Raw genomic sequence first — 14,290 nt, 5'->3', positions numbered from 1 at the left:
ATGTTTATTATAAGGAGCATACCATAAGTGTTATGACCCATTCCCAAATTCAGCTGTTCGTCAAAATCGCCGAAACCGGGAGCTTTACCAAAGCCGGTCATGAACTGAATATGACACAGCCTGCCGTTAGCCGCGCCGTCTCCACGCTGGAAGCCGAATTGGGCGTGACGCTCCTGATCCGCGACCGAAGGAACGGAATTATTTTGACGGACATCGGCGAACGCCTCTTGATCGTTTTCCGGGATATTTTGCAGGGCTTCGAGAAGGTGGAGCAGGAAGTGATGGCCGAAAAAGGCTTCGAAGTCGGGACGATTCGGATTGGTTCCTTTCCCTCGGCTTCCGCCTATTTTCTGCCCAAAATTTTCAGAGTTATCGGGGAGAAATATCCCCGCATTCAATTCGATCTTTACGAAGGTACCATCGACGACCTCAGAGAACGGCTGGCCTCCAGAATGATCGATGTCGCTTTTCTCATTCCACCGCACGACGAATTTGAAATTACGCCTTTGCTGAAAGAAGAGATGTTTCTGTTCATCCGGGACGACCATCCTCTGGCGGGCCGTTCGACCATTCATTTGCAAGAATTGAGCGACGAGGCGATGATCATATGCAACGGAGGCTACGAAATCCCGATCTACGAGCGATTTCGGGAAGCCGGGGCGTGTCTTCAGGTAAAATATATCGTTCACAACGTTAACACCTCGTTGAACATGATCCAAGAAGGTCTCGGCGTGGCGATCATGTCGAACATCTCGATATCTCTGTCTACCTTGCCTCCCAACGTGCGAATGCATGCTTTAACGCCTCACCCTTACAGAGAAATTAACCTGGCAGTACCTTCCCTGCAAGAAGCTTCCATCGCCGTAAAGCTGTTTATCCAAACCGCACGGGACTTGTTTGCGAAATCTTAAAAAGCCGGCGCGCTCCGGCAACGTGAAAGAACCGCGAATCCAGCGAATGGACCGCGGTTCTTCTAATTAGGCTTGCCTTTGTTCCTCCGGCGGGTTCCCGTCCTCCGGCTTTCCCCACTTGGCTGCCCATTTCTCCATTTCCTTGAGAGCAGCTTGAAAATCCAAACCTTTTTCCGTCAACGAGTATTGTACGGTTACGGGAACCGTGGGAAATACTTCGCGACGGACAATCCCGTTATTCTCCAAATGCCGCAGCACATCCGTTAAAGATTGCGTCCGGACGATCGCCACATCCCGATGAAGCTGCTTGAACCGTTTTGGGCCCTTGGATAGCTCCGCAATCACCAGGAAAGCCCATTTCGCCCCTAAAATTTGCAGCACCGAGCAGATGTTCGAGAACCCTTTCTCCTCTTCTTTTGCAGGCTCCATGCCTCCACCTACTTACTTTTATTTAGTTAGTCAAAATAATTGGATAATATCCAAACACTTTGCCTTCTTACATAAAATATGTACCCTTATTATAATACAACCAAGAGATCTCGCAATCCCAACTGCCGAATCGGCATACGCCGGCCATGCCTCGATTTCGGCTGCTGTCCCGGACAGCGGAAAGGAATGATTTCTAATGCATCGCATGTCTATTTACACTCTTGCGCTAGGCGTGTTTTTAACGGCAACCTCCGAGCTCGTCGTATCCGGCATTCTGAATGTTATTGCCGATAGCTTAAACATTTCACTCGCCCTTGCCGGGCAATTGATTACCGCTTACTCCCTTGCCTTCGCCATTGGTACCCCGGTTGTGGTATCCGTCACTGCCCGTTTGGGACGCAGAAAAGTATTGCTAGGCTCGCTGGCGCTTTTTATCATGGGCTGTTTGGTATCGTTCGGGAGCTCGAACATCGTCATCCTGATGACTTCCCGCGTCATATTGGGGCTAAGCGCGGGCGTCTATCTTGTTGTAGCGCTGGGCGTGGCCGCCAAATTGGTCCCCCGCGAGAAACTGGGCAGCGCCATCGGTACCATCGTTCTAGGCTTTAGCAGCGCCATGATCTTAGGCGTTCCGATCGGGATCGCCATAACGAATTGGCTGAATTGGCAATCCATCTTCTTGATTCTGGGCTTATTCAGCTTACTCATTGCCGTTGTCATCTTGCGACTTCTCCCGGATATCGAAGGGGACGCGCCGGTTTCCTTCCGTCAGCAGTTCAAAGTGCTGGGAAGCGTCGTTATCGTAAGCGGCCTGCTGCTCACGTTTTTCCGGGAATCGGGAAATTCGATCTTGTTTACTTATTTGACGCCGTATCTTCAAGGCATCCTTCATGTCAAAGCCTCGAACATTAGCATCATTATGCTGGCTTTCGGCATTTTCGGCGCCATCGGCTCCCGTCTGGGCGGCTACGGTGTCGATCGATGGGGAGCGGCCAGGGTTATTACGTTCAGCATTGCCGTTCATATCGCATCGCTGGCTGTGCTGCCTTTCGTTACGGATGTGCCCGGGATCGGGCTGGCGCTGCTGGCCGTCATCGTATTTTCCATGTTCGCGAACGGCCCGGCGATCCAAAGCTATTTCATTCAACAAGCGCCCGAGTCGTCGAATCTGGTTCTTAGCCTGAACACATCGATCGTGCATTTGGGATTGGCGGCGGGAGCCGGGACAGGGGGATTCATGGTCAACGCTACTTCCACTCTCCAGTTTAATCCTTGGGCCGCAAGCTTCATCCTGGTGATGGGACTCGCGGCTGCCTTGGTCAGCTTCACGAGGGGGAAGAAGATTTTAGTCAAGCCCGCCTAACGGTGAAAATAAAAAGAAGGCCGTACCCCTCTTCAAAAGAGAGTACGGCCCGGAATAGTGCGTTAGTCGAGCGATCCCTCATAAGCCCGCTTTAAAGCTTCGATGTCCAGTTTATCCATTTGAAGCATGGCCTGCATCACTCTCGCCGATTTCCCGGCATCCTTGTCCTGCAACAGCTCGCCCAAAAGCTTGGGGACGATCTGCCACGAGAGCCCAAACTTGTCCGTGAGCCAGCCGCATCTTCCTTTCTCCCCGCCTTCGGAGAGCTTCTCCCACAGCTCGTCGATCTCCTGCTGCGTCTCGCAGTTCACGAAGAACGAGACGGCCGGGGAAAAGGTAAACTGCGGACCGCCGTTTAAGGCCATAAACGTTTGCCCGTTAAGCCGGAACGTTCCCGACATGACCCCTCCCTTCGGACCGGGTCCGCCTTCTCCGTAGCGTGTGACGCTTTCGATCTTCGAATCTGCAAAGATGGAGGTATAAAAATTCATCGCTTCTTCCGCTTTGCCGTCAAACCACAAGAAAGGGGTAATTTTTTGCATACGAATCCGCTCCTTTTGCATTCGATTGGAATGAATGTCCTATCGCCTGACCTTACTGCTCCATCTTAGCATATAAAAAGGGGCACGGTTTCTTGCGGATTGCTATTCTGCCTCGCGCATTGCTTTCGCCGAATTATCCGTTAACGACGCCTAAGACGAACCCATCGTATCCCTTACTGCCAACGGTCTGAATCGCCGTAGCGGAGATTCGGGCTTCTTGCGCCAGCAGGTCATAAAACTCCCTGACGCCATTGACACGAGGATCTGTGCTGGCTTCGTCAAGGATCTCGCCGCCGCGGATGACATTATCCCCAATAATGATCGTCCCGGGGCGGGACAAGCGAAGTGCCCATTTCAAATATCCGGGGTTATTCGGCTTATCCGCGTCAATGAATATGAGATCAAAAGGCGCGGTTCCTTCTTCTTCCAGCTTAGCCAGCTGTTCGAGCGCGTTCCCTACCCGGATTTCCACAACGCCCGCCACCTGAGCAAGGGATACATTCGCCTGCGCAACCTCCGCATGCCGCGGATCGAGCTCCAGGGTAACGAGACGTCCACCCGCCGGCAGCGCCCTTGCCATCCAAATGGTGCTGTAGCCTCCCAACGTCCCGATTTCCAGAATTCGCTTGGCATTTTGCATCCGGACAAATAATTGCAGCAGCTTTCCTTGGGCTGCGGATACGTCATACGGCGGCAAGCCCGCTTGCCGGTTTGCGGACAAAGCCTGCTCCAGCACGGTGTCGTGAGGAATGAGTTTCTCCGTTATATACTGATCGACCCGGCTCCACATGTCCAATGCATTCATTTTATCCCATCTCCTTGTATTGTATTTGACTTCAACGTTGATTTTAATTGATTTAGAACCATAAATATAATATATTGTTTTGACTGTTCCATATATTTTATATATAGAATTAAGGAGACTTGTCATGAATCTGCATGCCCTGCGGCTATTTCATACGATCGCTTCTACCGGAAATGTAACCCGCGCCTCCGAACTGTTGAATATTAGCCAACCGGCCATTACGGCTCAGATCAAAAAATTTGAAAAGGAGCTCTCCATTCCTCTATTGAAGCCTAGTGGAAGAGGAATTGCCCTGACGGATGCCGGTGAAAAAATGGCGCTGCTCGCAAAAAGGCTGTTTGCGGTAGAACAGCAAATCGATCAATTTTGTCACGAATACCGCAACGGCACGAACGGACATATTCGATTGGCTGCAACCTATTTGCCGGCCCAGTTTCTGATCCCCGCTTGGATCGCGAAGTTTAAACAGCAATACGAACAGGTAGAAATGACGATTACAACGACGAATTCAAGCGATGCGCTCAAGCAGCTTTTACAGATGGAAGTGGACCTTGCGGTTTATGGAGGACTGGCGGAAGAATACCCGGATACGATTCAAACGGAAGAGTTGTTTCGCGACGAGCTGTGGTTCGTGGTAGCGCCGAATCACAAATATGCGAATCAGCAAGTTTCGCTGGCCGAAATGATGAAGGAGCCTTTCGTCATGCGGGAGGAAGGAAGCTCGACACGGGAAAGGCTGCTGGCTTTATGCCGAACCTATAACGTATCCAAACCCCGAATCACGCTGCAATTCAACGGATTGCATGAAGCGATCATGGCCGTTATCGCCGGCTATGGCGCCAACTTCGTTTCTTCGCTGGTCGTACGGGAATATGTACAGCGCGGCGAGTTATGCCGGGTTTACGTTCAGGACGTCCGGTTGCAAAATACAATTGCCATCTGTACCCGCAAAAACGAGCCTTTGTCCGCCGCTGCCGCAAATCTCGTTCGGATTATTCGTCAATCCGGAGAGGATGCGGCACAATAGACAAATCTCTCCCAGCCATGAAATCTCCGGTTTTATTGCCGCCCCGAGTTCAGCTTGAGCGAGCCGCCGCCTTAAAGTAAGTATCGCCGGATTCGCCCTGATCCTTGAGCATGGGTTGGATTTTCTCCCAAAACGTGTTCAAGGCCGAATCCGTTTTTTCCAAACGCAATAAGATGTCTCCGGGATTATACGACTCCCATAAGTTATCGGGCAAATATTTGTCAAAAATGATTTTTACCGCTTTGCCGTCCCCCTCCACGTGTGCCTGAAGTCTTTTCATCGTTTGAAAGCCATCGATTTCTATTTTCGCGTAGTAGCTTTTATCCTCTTTATATATCGAAATTCGATAAAACATATTTTGATCCGGAGGGGCGTATTCCGAAAATTCATACTCCCCGACCCACGATTCCAATGGCGAAGAAGCTATGGTCGTTTTCACTTCTTCCGGCTTATTTCCCGAAGGCGCATGCTGAACGTTATCGTTTAAGGCTGAAGTTGGAGTACTCGTACCGCATCCGATCATCGAAGCCATGACGAGGGCGAGGATTGCGCTGCCTATTGATCTCGCTATCACTTTATGTATCATATTATGGGATTCTCCTTGTCGTTCACTTACATCGATCCTTCCAATCATAGTGGAAAAGGGCTTATATTTCGCCCTTCTCCAATTTCTCTATCATGGTTGAAATGTCGATACCAAGAAGTTCTCCACGCTCCTTTGTAAGTCCTTCTGTAAAGAGAACTTTGGCTCGTAGGGCTTCAAATGAATAGCCCCTGCCTAAACGGTTAATGACATGGACAAGGCTGTTCAGAGACTCCGTATAGGCGTTTGTGATGCGATGGTCGAAGTAGGCGAATATCTCTTCTTCCCAGTTTGCCATAGCCTTTGTAAGAGGCTCAAAAGCGTATAGGAGTTCCTTGGGTATTTTAGATTTCCAAACGTGGTATTTGAGGAATGCCTTTTGTCTTGTATCGCTTTCCCAAATATCGAAAAAGGACTCCTTTAATTCATACGCAATACCGAGAGAAGGGTAATTCTCAGTCCACAGGTCAAGCGTTATCTTTTCCATCTCAGTGAGCTCTTTGCGGCGTTTCGGAAGGATAAAACGGTCGTGCATAAGCCCCCGACGTTCCTTCGGTGTTAAGCCCTCTCGAAGCTGTTTGCGGATGGTTTCTAACGCTTGATTCGCCATACGGACAACGTGAAACTTGTCAATAATGATAGTCGCCTTGGGCAATACAGCCTTCACAGCGTCCTTGTACGGTTGCCACATATTCATAGCAACGTACTGTATTCGTCCTCTGTTTGGAAGGCGTGAGAGGTAGCCTACAATCTTTTCCTTGCTCCGATTGGGCAGAACGTCTAACAAAGTACGTTCCTCGATGTTGGTCAGAACGCATCTTGGTTTAATCATGTGAATTTCGTCTATACCAAGCCAATTAGGGGTTTCAAACCGTAACGTTTCTTTCAGACGGTTAATATAATCCCGAAAAATATTGCGTATCGTCTTTTCGTTAAGCCCTACGTCTTCTGAAATACTGACGAATGTTCGTTTAAGACTCTGCTTCTCAATGTAAGTCAACAATCGCTTGGTGCAGTTCCGTCTTTCGTCAATGGTGTGGTCTAAACGTTCCCAGAAGGTTTGAGAACATTCACGACAACGATACCTCTGACGCTTTATAAGAAGTCCTACACACTTTCCGTGGATAGGCAAATCCATACAAATATGTTCCCTGTTATCGTGCTTATAGAGATTCGCTATGCATCCACAATGAGGGCAAGCAAAAGGTGAAGAGCTCGTCACCACTTGTATTAGAAAATCAAATTCATTCTCACGAATACTTAGTATGTTGAATTTCGGAAGATTTGGAATATCATCCATTTGAACTCTTATATGCATTTAAGATGCAAGTTCCTTTTTTGTTTTCGAGTGAGTAGTCAAAATACCACTGAATATAAAAGATAACAACGAACCGGCAAAGCAAATAGCTGCAAAAATGCCTACGGCAGAAAAACCGTTAAAAGTCGCATAAATCAAGCCTGCGATCCAAGAGCCGAGTGTTGTCGCAGCGTACATGATCGAATTGGCCAAGCCTGAGATCGTGCCGCGGATTGCCGGATTTAACGAATTCAGCAGTCCCAAAATCAGCGGAAATGCGATTCCCATATTAACAAAAATTAAAAAGTATACACCTTCGAAAGCCGAAACCGATGGCAGGTAAGGCAAAGCAATAAAACATGCAATAGAGACAAGAAAACCCACAACCATCGTATTGAAACGGTTCAGTATTTTGATCACATAAGCACCGCTAATGCTCCCGACCATATTTCCAAGACCAAGAAAAAACATCACGTACCCCACTTGATCAATCGAAAGGTGAAAGCGGTCCGTCATCCATTTTCCAATGAAAGAAAAGGCAGCAAAGAATCCACATTGAAAGAAGAAATGAGCCAGGAAAGATATTCTCGCTATTCGGCTTGTCAATAGTGGGACGTATCTTTTAAATATTGGAACCTTGGATCTTTGGTCTTGCTTCGGTTTCATTTCGGGCAAAGCATAAAAAATAAATATCGCCACCAACAGCGAACATGCACCGATTGTAAAAAAAGGATAAGACCAATGGGTTGTAGCAAGCAGGCTTCCAATAGGTATGCCGAACGCTTGGGAAGCAGCCAAGCCTGCCATTACGATTCCTGATACTTTGGCGATCTTTGGCGCAGGAAACAGAGCCGGAATGGATGCCCAGACTTGAGGCGCTGTAAATGCTGCGCTGACTCCGGCTAAAAAACGGAATAAAAACATCGACCAAAAGCCTGTGGCAAAGCCACATAATATTGTTGAAACCGAGAAGCAAACCATGCCGGAAAGCATGACTTTTTTTCGATCCCATCCATCGGAAAGCGGTCCGGCAATCAGTGCAAATACGGCATAACCTAAAGCATAGGCTCCCACCATCCAACCGGAATACTCGGTCGAGATATGAAACAAGCTCTGAAGGGTGGGGATGAGCGGAGAAATCAAAAATGTATCGGTACCGATCACAAACATGATGAGGAAAAATAATGCTGTTAATTTTTTCATGCTAATTACCTTCTCCTATCGAAATTAGTTTTGTAGTTGAATAACTATTGAACTAATAAACAAAAAAATAGATTTCTTTCTACAGCGTATCCAGAAATCCGGGCAAGTAAGTTTGAAAAGTCTCTATATCGATACTCATATACTTCGTTTGAGCTTCTTTTCGTACCTTGATCAATTTCGCCTCCCTTAATGTACGCAAATGATACGAAGTATTCGATTTCGAAGTATCGCGAATGTCCATTACTTCTCCGCAATTCATCTCCTTCTTGTTGGTGTACAGCGTTCGAATGATATCCAGTCTTGTTTCATCAGCTAATGCCTTAAATATTTTGACCCTTTGCTCATCATTAAACATTATTTGAGTAGTCATAAAACCATTGTACTACGATATTGCTACAAATCAAGGCTTTAGCAAAATACCACCATATTCTCCGATTTAGTCGCCCCAATAGGATGGCGTTTCAGAGTGTTGAGAAAGAGATTTTTGATTGAAATAGAAAAACATACGGAGGTGGGGTATCTACTGGAGGAGCGATAGCGTTCGCCTTTGTCTGCGGGAAATACCCGCTGTTAAGCGGCTTCAATTAAAATTTCCCGCTGACAACAGCGACCGGAAGTAGATACCCCACCCCCTCGTACACCTCTATTGCCTCAAGTCACCACTTTTTCAACAAGCTCACGTCGCTCCGAAAGGACGACGTTTATTTTTTATACGCCAATTGTAAATTACTTCTAATAATGATATCATTATAATATCAAAAATAAAAAACGCTAATCGAGGTGAGTTAGCTTGAATAACACTATGGCAAATATCATGTCTCAGAAACGCATTCACCGATGGGCGAATCTCCCGACACATCGTTTAACGGTCGGTTTGATCCGGAAATCCGCACGAACGATATGGACTGGGCAACAATCCGAAGAAGTTGACTGCACGAAGTCGATCTATGAGATCGGCTCGATTACCAAAACCTTGATCGGCCTCTTACTCGCCATAGGAGAACAGAACGGGATGTGGAGCCGTTCCGATCGGCTTTCGGCTTTCGTCCCGGAATGGTCTTCCAGCTCATTTGCCAATCAAACAACGCTGTTGGAGCTTGTTACGCACACCGCCGGCCTGCCCGACGTACCGGGGAATTTTAGATCCGCCATAACCAATCGGTTGAATCCTTACGCGAATTATGACGATACCCGCTTCATCGAGGCTGTTTTGTCGGAGAGTCCCAAGAAGAACAGCAAACACCGCTATTCCAATTACGGCTTCGGTTTACTTGGCTGGCTGCTTTCCAGACGGTTGGGCATGAGCTTGAATGAAGCGCTGGCCGGACAAATATTTAATCCTCTTGGCATGACGGATTCCGGAACAGGCACGAGCCGACAACAGGCCGGACAGCTTCTTCCCGTATTCAACGCCAAAGGCAAGCCTATGCAGCATTGGGACTTCCTTGATACGATGGGGGGCGCCGGGGCGGTCCGTTCGACGATAACCGATATGCTTAACTATTTGGATGCGCATTTAAGCCATTTCGATGCTCCCCTCGGCCCGGCGATTGCGGAATGCTTAGAGGAGCATTATGCCATAATGCCGGGCCGAGGGATCGGAATCGGTTTCGGTTGGATGAGGTTCAAAGAAAAGGACGGCACAACTACGCATTGGCACAACGGAGGAACGTATGGATCGAGTTCCTTTATCACCTTTAACCGCGAAAAAGAGACGGGGCTGGTTATTTTATCGAACCACGGCTCTTCGATTTGGAGCCAGATCGCGCCTCTGATTGGCATTCAAGTGATGTCTGTCGATCATTTAGCCACCATGCTGACCAAGAAGCTGTTTATGGAAGGTTAATCGGCTCTCTTGGCAATACGAAAAGAGATAAGAAAGCTCAGGACGATGAAGAGCAGCTGAGTCAATAAGGCCAGCATGATTCCCGTAAAGATGCCTTGGCCAAGATGCTCGCTTACCGCGATTAAAGCCCCGCCGATTCCGATGCTCACTCCCGGGCAAAAAGCGTCGACGAATTGAAGATACGCGGAAATCTCGCCTTCCTCGCCTGAGCGGGCATGCTGCAGCGCAATGGCTCCTGTCGTCGGATTGGCCAACCCAATGCCGAAGCCGGTAAAGATTTGCGAGATGACGGCAAACTCAATTCCCCCGCTCTCCAGTCCTACAGCCGTGATGACCAGCGATACGCCGACGATCATTAAGCCGATACCGGCTGTAATCCGTTTTTTTCTGCCCCGGCCATTATCCTTTTCATCCAGTTTGGATTGCAGCCAAGCTGCGGTGGACCAGCTTAACGCACCTGCGGCGACGATCAACCCGGCAAGGTCTGCGGGTAAGCCTTTGACTTCCGTCAGCGCCAAGACGACATAACTCTCGGTAGCAACATAGCACGCAACATACAGCCCTCTTGACACAATGGTGGCCGGCAGTCCTTTTTTGAGGGAGAACGTTCCCGCAGGGAGCAGTTTCTGTATAGGCCGGACCATGACGATCAACCCGATAAGTGCAAGCGCAATACCCTTCCAATCGGAAACAAAGCCCAGCCCGCTAAGCAGCAGCCCTGTGCCTACCGTCAGCAACACAGCGTATCCTTCCTTGCGGCCGCTTTTCTGAACCGGAGCGTTATCCGTTTGAAGCTTGCGAAAGGAAGGAAGCGTCAGCAAGACGGCCAATGCGATCAAGGGCAATACAAGCCAGAACACAAATCTCCATGAAACATATTCGGCCAACAGGCCGGCAATATAAGGACCGATCAACGCCGGCAAAATATAGGCGCTGGAAAATGCGGCCAAAATTTTCGTCCGGAGCGCATCGGGATAGCTTAAGGTAATGCTGTAGTACACGCATGTGACAATAGCGCCTGCGCCAAAGCCTTGTAACGCTCTCCCCGCGATTAACATCGGCATATTCACGGAGGTGGCGGCAACCAAAATACCGGCCACAAAAATAACGATAGACAAAGAAAAAGAGCGATACACGCCGATTTTGCCGATTTGCTGACCGATGACCATCGTGCCCAAGATTTGCGTCAACAGAAATGCGCTGAAGATCCAGCCGTATAACGAAATGCCGTTCAAATGCTGCGCCAAATCCGGCGCGATGGTCGTAATCGCCAAGCCTTCGAACGCTACGGTAGTTACAGCCAAAATGATACCGATGGTCAGTGCCCGGTAACGGGCGTCAAAAATAGTTGCCTTGCTTTCACCTTGTTCCATTCTCTTATCCTCCCATCTACTTGCCAGAACATTAGTTGCTTTAGCAAGTATAAAACTAAATAAAGTTGTAGCTGTTAACACCTAAGCTGAATTTAAGAAACTAAAAAATAGTCTTGTCTATAGTTGCTATAGCAACTATATGATTAAAAAAACTCAACACAGTAAAACGGGCAAATCTCTACAAATCCTTCACGTTATTATACATAACGGCAAGTATTCTTCTAAAGGTCTCGACTTCTTCCTCGGACAACCCTTCGACCGTTTTCTTATAAGCTTCGATCGACGGAGCAAGGATGTCCTCTTTGATTTCTCTGCCTTTCGGCGTTAAATATACCCGCAGAGACCTGCGGTCCGTCTCGTGGGTGACACGATGAACGAAGCCCTTCTTTTCCAGCTTGAACAGCATCCGGGCAATGTTCGTCTGATCTTTATACAGCCTTTCCGCAAGCTCTTTTTGGGTGATCCCCTCCTTTTCCCAGAGAATGACCAATATCTCCCACTGATCCACGGTAATATCGAAAGGGTTAACGACCTTTTGATAATAATTGTTAAGCTTCAAATCCGCGCGGTGTACGATAACGCCGATATACTTTTCTAATTCCAATGGAAGCCTCCATCATAGTCGACATGATTATAGTTGCTATGACCATTATATTTTCCAAATCCGGCGCTGTCAATCCGCGAAATGGTTAGTTTGATCAAAAGCAAAAAGGCAGCTCAGGGATCGCCCCTGAAACTGCCTTTTTCTTATCTGCTTACGTTTTCTTTTGCACCGCAGCGCCTTTTCCGCTGCCGAACAGCTCCTTGTTGGAAATGCCCGGAAGCCCCAGCAAGACCAGAAAGGCCAGCACCGTAACGACGGAGACGCAGGCGAAGACGACGCGAATGCCGTACGCCAGATCCGCGGCTTCGCCAGTGGACGCGAATGCATTAAACACGACGCCGAAAATCGCAATAAACACCGTCTGACCTAACGTATTCATGAGTGCGCTCGTCGACATGGCGATGCCGCGCTGGCGGTTCTCGACCGCGTTCTGCATCAGAATCGCGAGCACGGTTCGGCTAACACCGAGGCCGAAACCCGCCAGAAGCATGATGACGAAGAACACCGGCACCGGTGTTGCCGTCGTGATCGTTGCCAGCATCAGACCGCTGATGACGAGTAGGCCTGCTCCGAGGACGGTGACCCGCTTGGGCGGAAACCGTTTCATGAGCTTGCCCGCGGCTGTGGCGCCGAGCGGCCATCCGACCGTCGCAATGGCGACTGCGAAGCCCGATACGATCGGCGATTGATGCTTGAGCGATTGCAGCCAAAGCGGGAAATAGACCGTCGTCGCGATAGGAAAGGCGTACGCCACAAAGCTGAACAGGTTCGGAATCAGGATAACCTTGTTCCGAAACAGCTCCAGCGGCATGAACGGCTCGGATACGCGCCGCTCGACCGCCACAAAAACGATGCCGAACAGCACGAACATAGCTGCGAACACCAGATTGACCGGCGAAACGAAGCCGCTCTCTCCCCCGAACAGCAGCACGATGAGCAGCGACGAAATACTCGCCAGGAACGAGACCGCCCCGATCCAATCGATGGATCTGCCCTCCGGCCGGAATGTCTCCCGGAACGCGAACGAGAGCAGCAGCAACGACGCCAGACCGAGCGGCAGGTTGAGGAAGAAAATCCATCGCCAGTCGGCGAATTGGATGATCACCCCTCCGATCAACGGACCGACGATGCTGGAGAGAGCCCATACGCTGCTGAAAATCCCCTGCAGCCGCGTCTGTTCCTCCGGCGTATAGATGTCGCCGATAATGGTCATCGTGATCGGAAAGATCGCCCCGGCGCCCAGCGCCTGAACGGCCCGGAAGATAACAAGCTGCAGCATCGTTGCCGCCGCCCCGCAGAGGACGGAGCCAAGCAAAAAAACGGCGATGGCGATCATGAGAATGCGCTTGCGGCCGTACAGGTCCGCGAGCTTGCCGTAGATCGGCGTGGTGACGGCCGTGATGAGCAGGTAAACGGAGAACGTCATGTTCATCAGTTCCATGCCCTTCAAGTCATCGACGATGGATTTCATCGCTGTGGTGACGATCGTCGCTTCCATCGCGCTCAAGAACATGACGATGAGAATGGATACGAGAACCCAATTACGATTCATGGGTCCCCACCACCTCTCGAATGAACCTTTCAAGCGCGGTGACATCCGTGATGTTCTTGTTGCAAAGCTCGCTGTCCACACACAAGTAGTTGCCGATCGCCTTATAGTAGTCGGGCGAAGCGTTCGCTGGCTTCGATCTGGTGACCGCCGAAAACAACGCAACTTCCGCATGCCGATTGCACAAAAAGCATACGCCTTTATTCGCCGGGATATATCTTCCTTCCATGCCGACGGGCTGCCCGTTCAGACGGTACACGATGAACAATTTATTTGTCGCGATGTCCACCCAGCCAAGATAAGTGACATAGCGGTAATCGATCGCGGTTAAATCGGGAAGCTTTAGCTTTTTGTTTTTGGGGAACAGCTTGGCAAGCTGCTTTCCCGTCACTTCCGGAAATTGTGCCAAATAAGGCTCCAACGAATGCAAATAATGCCGGAATTCTCCCTCCGTACGCAACGTGGAAACCTTTTCCAACACTTGCCTTTGAAGCCCATCGGCCTGCGGGAATGCTTCCAGAATATTGAAGTGAACGCTATATCTTACCGATTTCACCACTTTCGGATCGGTAACGGAATTGCAGGCACGCTCCAGCAGCTCGACCTGCTTTTTGATGAAATTATATTGATGGTTTCTAATAAATGGGAATGGTTTGACCATGGCTTTCAGCCCCTTATTTTTGATGAATACAAAAATAGGTGCAAAGCCCATGATTAGAAACGATCCAAGCTTTCTCGGGCGACAAGGTTAACGAAAT

At 49.2% G+C, this 14,290-nt stretch carries 15 protein-coding genes; 4 read left to right on the top strand and 11 right to left on the bottom strand.

All coding sequences use genetic code 11. From position 1 onward, the window contains the following. Nucleotides 1–32: 32 nt before the first annotated feature. Nucleotides 33–911 (top strand): LysR family transcriptional regulator, encoded by an 879-nt coding sequence (locus NI000_RS18680; RefSeq protein ID WP_253412978.1) that lies wholly within the window; start codon nucleotides 33–35, stop codon nucleotides 909–911. A 66-nt stretch (nucleotides 912–977) separates the two neighbouring features. Here NI000_RS18680 and NI000_RS18675 read toward each other — a convergent pair whose 3' ends face one another. Then, nucleotides 978–1,340, bottom strand: coding sequence for a winged helix-turn-helix transcriptional regulator (locus NI000_RS18675; RefSeq protein WP_253412977.1), 363 nt, complete (start codon nucleotides 1,338–1,340; stop codon nucleotides 978–980). A gap of 196 nt (nucleotides 1,341–1,536) precedes the next feature. On the opposite strand from NI000_RS18675, the gene NI000_RS18670 reads away from it, so the two are divergent. After that, the gene (locus NI000_RS18670) at nucleotides 1,537–2,703 is read left to right on the top strand and encodes an MFS transporter (RefSeq protein ID WP_253412976.1); all 1,167 of its coding nucleotides are present in this window, start codon (nucleotides 1,537–1,539) and stop codon (nucleotides 2,701–2,703) included. 62 nt (nucleotides 2,704–2,765) lie between these two features. Here NI000_RS18670 and NI000_RS18665 read toward each other — a convergent pair whose 3' ends face one another. Next, nucleotides 2,766–3,245 (bottom strand): VOC family protein, encoded by a 480-nt coding sequence (locus tag NI000_RS18665; RefSeq protein WP_253412975.1) that lies wholly within the window; start codon nucleotides 3,243–3,245, stop codon nucleotides 2,766–2,768. A gap of 133 nt (nucleotides 3,246–3,378) precedes the next feature. Then, nucleotides 3,379–4,050 carry an O-methyltransferase gene (locus NI000_RS18660; protein ID WP_253412974.1) on the bottom strand — a complete coding sequence of 224 codons (672 nt, stop codon included), beginning with the start codon at nucleotides 4,048–4,050 and terminating at the stop codon, nucleotides 3,379–3,381. Between the two features lie 124 nt (nucleotides 4,051–4,174). Here NI000_RS18660 and NI000_RS18655 point away from each other — a divergent pair, with 124 nt between their 5' ends. Further along, nucleotides 4,175–5,077: a LysR family transcriptional regulator gene (locus tag NI000_RS18655; protein ID WP_253412973.1), complete on the top strand. Its 903-nt coding sequence runs from the start codon at nucleotides 4,175–4,177 to the stop codon at nucleotides 5,075–5,077. 49 nt (nucleotides 5,078–5,126) lie between these two features. Here the strand turns inward: NI000_RS18655 and NI000_RS18650 are convergent, their stop codons facing one another. The 4 genes from NI000_RS18650 to NI000_RS18635 all read right to left on the bottom strand — a co-directional run bounded on the left by NI000_RS18650 (nucleotide 5,127) and on the right by NI000_RS18635 (nucleotide 8,530). Next, nucleotides 5,127–5,711 carry a DUF5991 domain-containing protein gene (locus tag NI000_RS18650; protein ID WP_253412972.1) on the bottom strand — a complete coding sequence of 195 codons (585 nt, stop codon included), beginning with the start codon at nucleotides 5,709–5,711 and terminating at the stop codon, nucleotides 5,127–5,129. Nucleotides 5,712–5,724: 13 nt separating this feature from the next. Beyond that, entirely contained in the window at nucleotides 5,725–6,960 is a 1,236-nt protein-coding gene (locus NI000_RS18645; RefSeq protein WP_253412971.1) for an ISL3 family transposase, read from the bottom strand. 18 nt (nucleotides 6,961–6,978) lie between these two features. Next, nucleotides 6,979–8,160 carry an MFS transporter gene (locus NI000_RS18640; RefSeq protein ID WP_253412970.1) on the bottom strand — a complete coding sequence of 394 codons (1,182 nt, stop codon included), beginning with the start codon at nucleotides 8,158–8,160 and terminating at the stop codon, nucleotides 6,979–6,981. A 79-nt stretch (nucleotides 8,161–8,239) separates the two neighbouring features. After that, on the bottom strand, nucleotides 8,240–8,530 hold the full coding sequence (locus NI000_RS18635; RefSeq protein WP_127458932.1) for an ArsR/SmtB family transcription factor: 291 nt from the start codon (nucleotides 8,528–8,530) through the stop codon (nucleotides 8,240–8,242). A gap of 444 nt (nucleotides 8,531–8,974) precedes the next feature. Between NI000_RS18635 and NI000_RS18630 the strand changes: the two genes are divergently transcribed. Beyond that, a complete protein-coding gene (locus NI000_RS18630; protein WP_253412969.1) occupies nucleotides 8,975–10,006 on the top strand; it encodes a serine hydrolase domain-containing protein in 1,032 nt (343 codons plus the stop codon). Here the strand turns inward: NI000_RS18630 and NI000_RS18625 are convergent. The 4 genes from NI000_RS18625 to NI000_RS18610 form a co-directional block, all read right to left on the bottom strand. Beyond that, on the bottom strand, nucleotides 10,003–11,379 hold the full coding sequence (locus NI000_RS18625) for an MFS transporter (protein WP_253412968.1): 1,377 nt from the start codon (nucleotides 11,377–11,379) through the stop codon (nucleotides 10,003–10,005). The genes NI000_RS18630 and NI000_RS18625 overlap by 4 nt on opposite strands. A gap of 178 nt (nucleotides 11,380–11,557) precedes the next feature. Then, entirely contained in the window at nucleotides 11,558–11,983 is a 426-nt protein-coding gene (locus NI000_RS18620; RefSeq protein WP_054973530.1) for a MarR family winged helix-turn-helix transcriptional regulator, read from the bottom strand. Between the two features lie 151 nt (nucleotides 11,984–12,134). After that, nucleotides 12,135–13,535, bottom strand: a complete 1,401-nt coding sequence (locus tag NI000_RS18615; protein ID WP_253412967.1) for an MFS transporter — start codon at nucleotides 13,533–13,535, stop codon at nucleotides 12,135–12,137. Then, nucleotides 13,525–14,193 carry a FusB/FusC family EF-G-binding protein gene (locus tag NI000_RS18610; protein ID WP_253412966.1) on the bottom strand — a complete coding sequence of 223 codons (669 nt, stop codon included), beginning with the start codon at nucleotides 14,191–14,193 and terminating at the stop codon, nucleotides 13,525–13,527. Before NI000_RS18610 ends, NI000_RS18615 begins: the two co-directional genes overlap by 11 nt. Nucleotides 14,194–14,290: the final 97 nt, after the last annotated feature.

Source organism: Paenibacillus tyrphae, from assembly GCF_024158745.1.
GTDB classification, from domain to species: domain Bacteria; phylum Bacillota; class Bacilli; order Paenibacillales; family NBRC-103111; genus Paenibacillus_G; species Paenibacillus_G tyrfis_A.
The sequence above is the reverse complement of the archived record's forward strand: the minus strand, read 5'-3'. Positions and strand labels throughout refer to the sequence as shown.

Excerpts from the sequence above, each read along its gene's own strand:
- NI000_RS18680 (WP_253412978.1), top strand. The coding sequence starts at position 33 with ATGACCCATTCCCAAATTCAGCTGTTCGTCAAAATCGCCGAAACCGGG.
- NI000_RS18675 (WP_253412977.1), bottom strand. The coding sequence starts at position 1,340 with ATGGAGCCTGCAAAAGAAGAGGAGAAAGGGTTCTCGAACATCTGCTCG.
- NI000_RS18670 (WP_253412976.1), top strand. The coding sequence starts at position 1,537 with ATGCATCGCATGTCTATTTACACTCTTGCGCTAGGCGTGTTTTTAACG.
- NI000_RS18665 (WP_253412975.1), bottom strand. The coding sequence starts at position 3,245 with ATGCAAAAAATTACCCCTTTCTTGTGGTTTGACGGCAAAGCGGAAGAA.
- NI000_RS18660 (WP_253412974.1), bottom strand. The coding sequence starts at position 4,050 with ATGAATGCATTGGACATGTGGAGCCGGGTCGATCAGTATATAACGGAG.
- NI000_RS18655 (WP_253412973.1), top strand. The coding sequence starts at position 4,175 with ATGAATCTGCATGCCCTGCGGCTATTTCATACGATCGCTTCTACCGGA.
- NI000_RS18650 (WP_253412972.1), bottom strand. The coding sequence starts at position 5,711 with ATGATTGGAAGGATCGATGTAAGTGAACGACAAGGAGAATCCCATAAT.
- NI000_RS18645 (WP_253412971.1), bottom strand. The coding sequence starts at position 6,960 with ATGGATGATATTCCAAATCTTCCGAAATTCAACATACTAAGTATTCGT.
- NI000_RS18640 (WP_253412970.1), bottom strand. The coding sequence starts at position 8,160 with ATGAAAAAATTAACAGCATTATTTTTCCTCATCATGTTTGTGATCGGT.
- NI000_RS18635 (WP_127458932.1), bottom strand. The coding sequence starts at position 8,530 with ATGACTACTCAAATAATGTTTAATGATGAGCAAAGGGTCAAAATATTT.
- NI000_RS18630 (WP_253412969.1), top strand. The coding sequence starts at position 8,975 with ATGTCTCAGAAACGCATTCACCGATGGGCGAATCTCCCGACACATCGT.
- NI000_RS18625 (WP_253412968.1), bottom strand. The coding sequence starts at position 11,379 with ATGGAACAAGGTGAAAGCAAGGCAACTATTTTTGACGCCCGTTACCGG.
- NI000_RS18615 (WP_253412967.1), bottom strand. The coding sequence starts at position 13,535 with ATGAATCGTAATTGGGTTCTCGTATCCATTCTCATCGTCATGTTCTTG.
- NI000_RS18610 (WP_253412966.1), bottom strand. The coding sequence starts at position 14,193 with ATGGTCAAACCATTCCCATTTATTAGAAACCATCAATATAATTTCATC.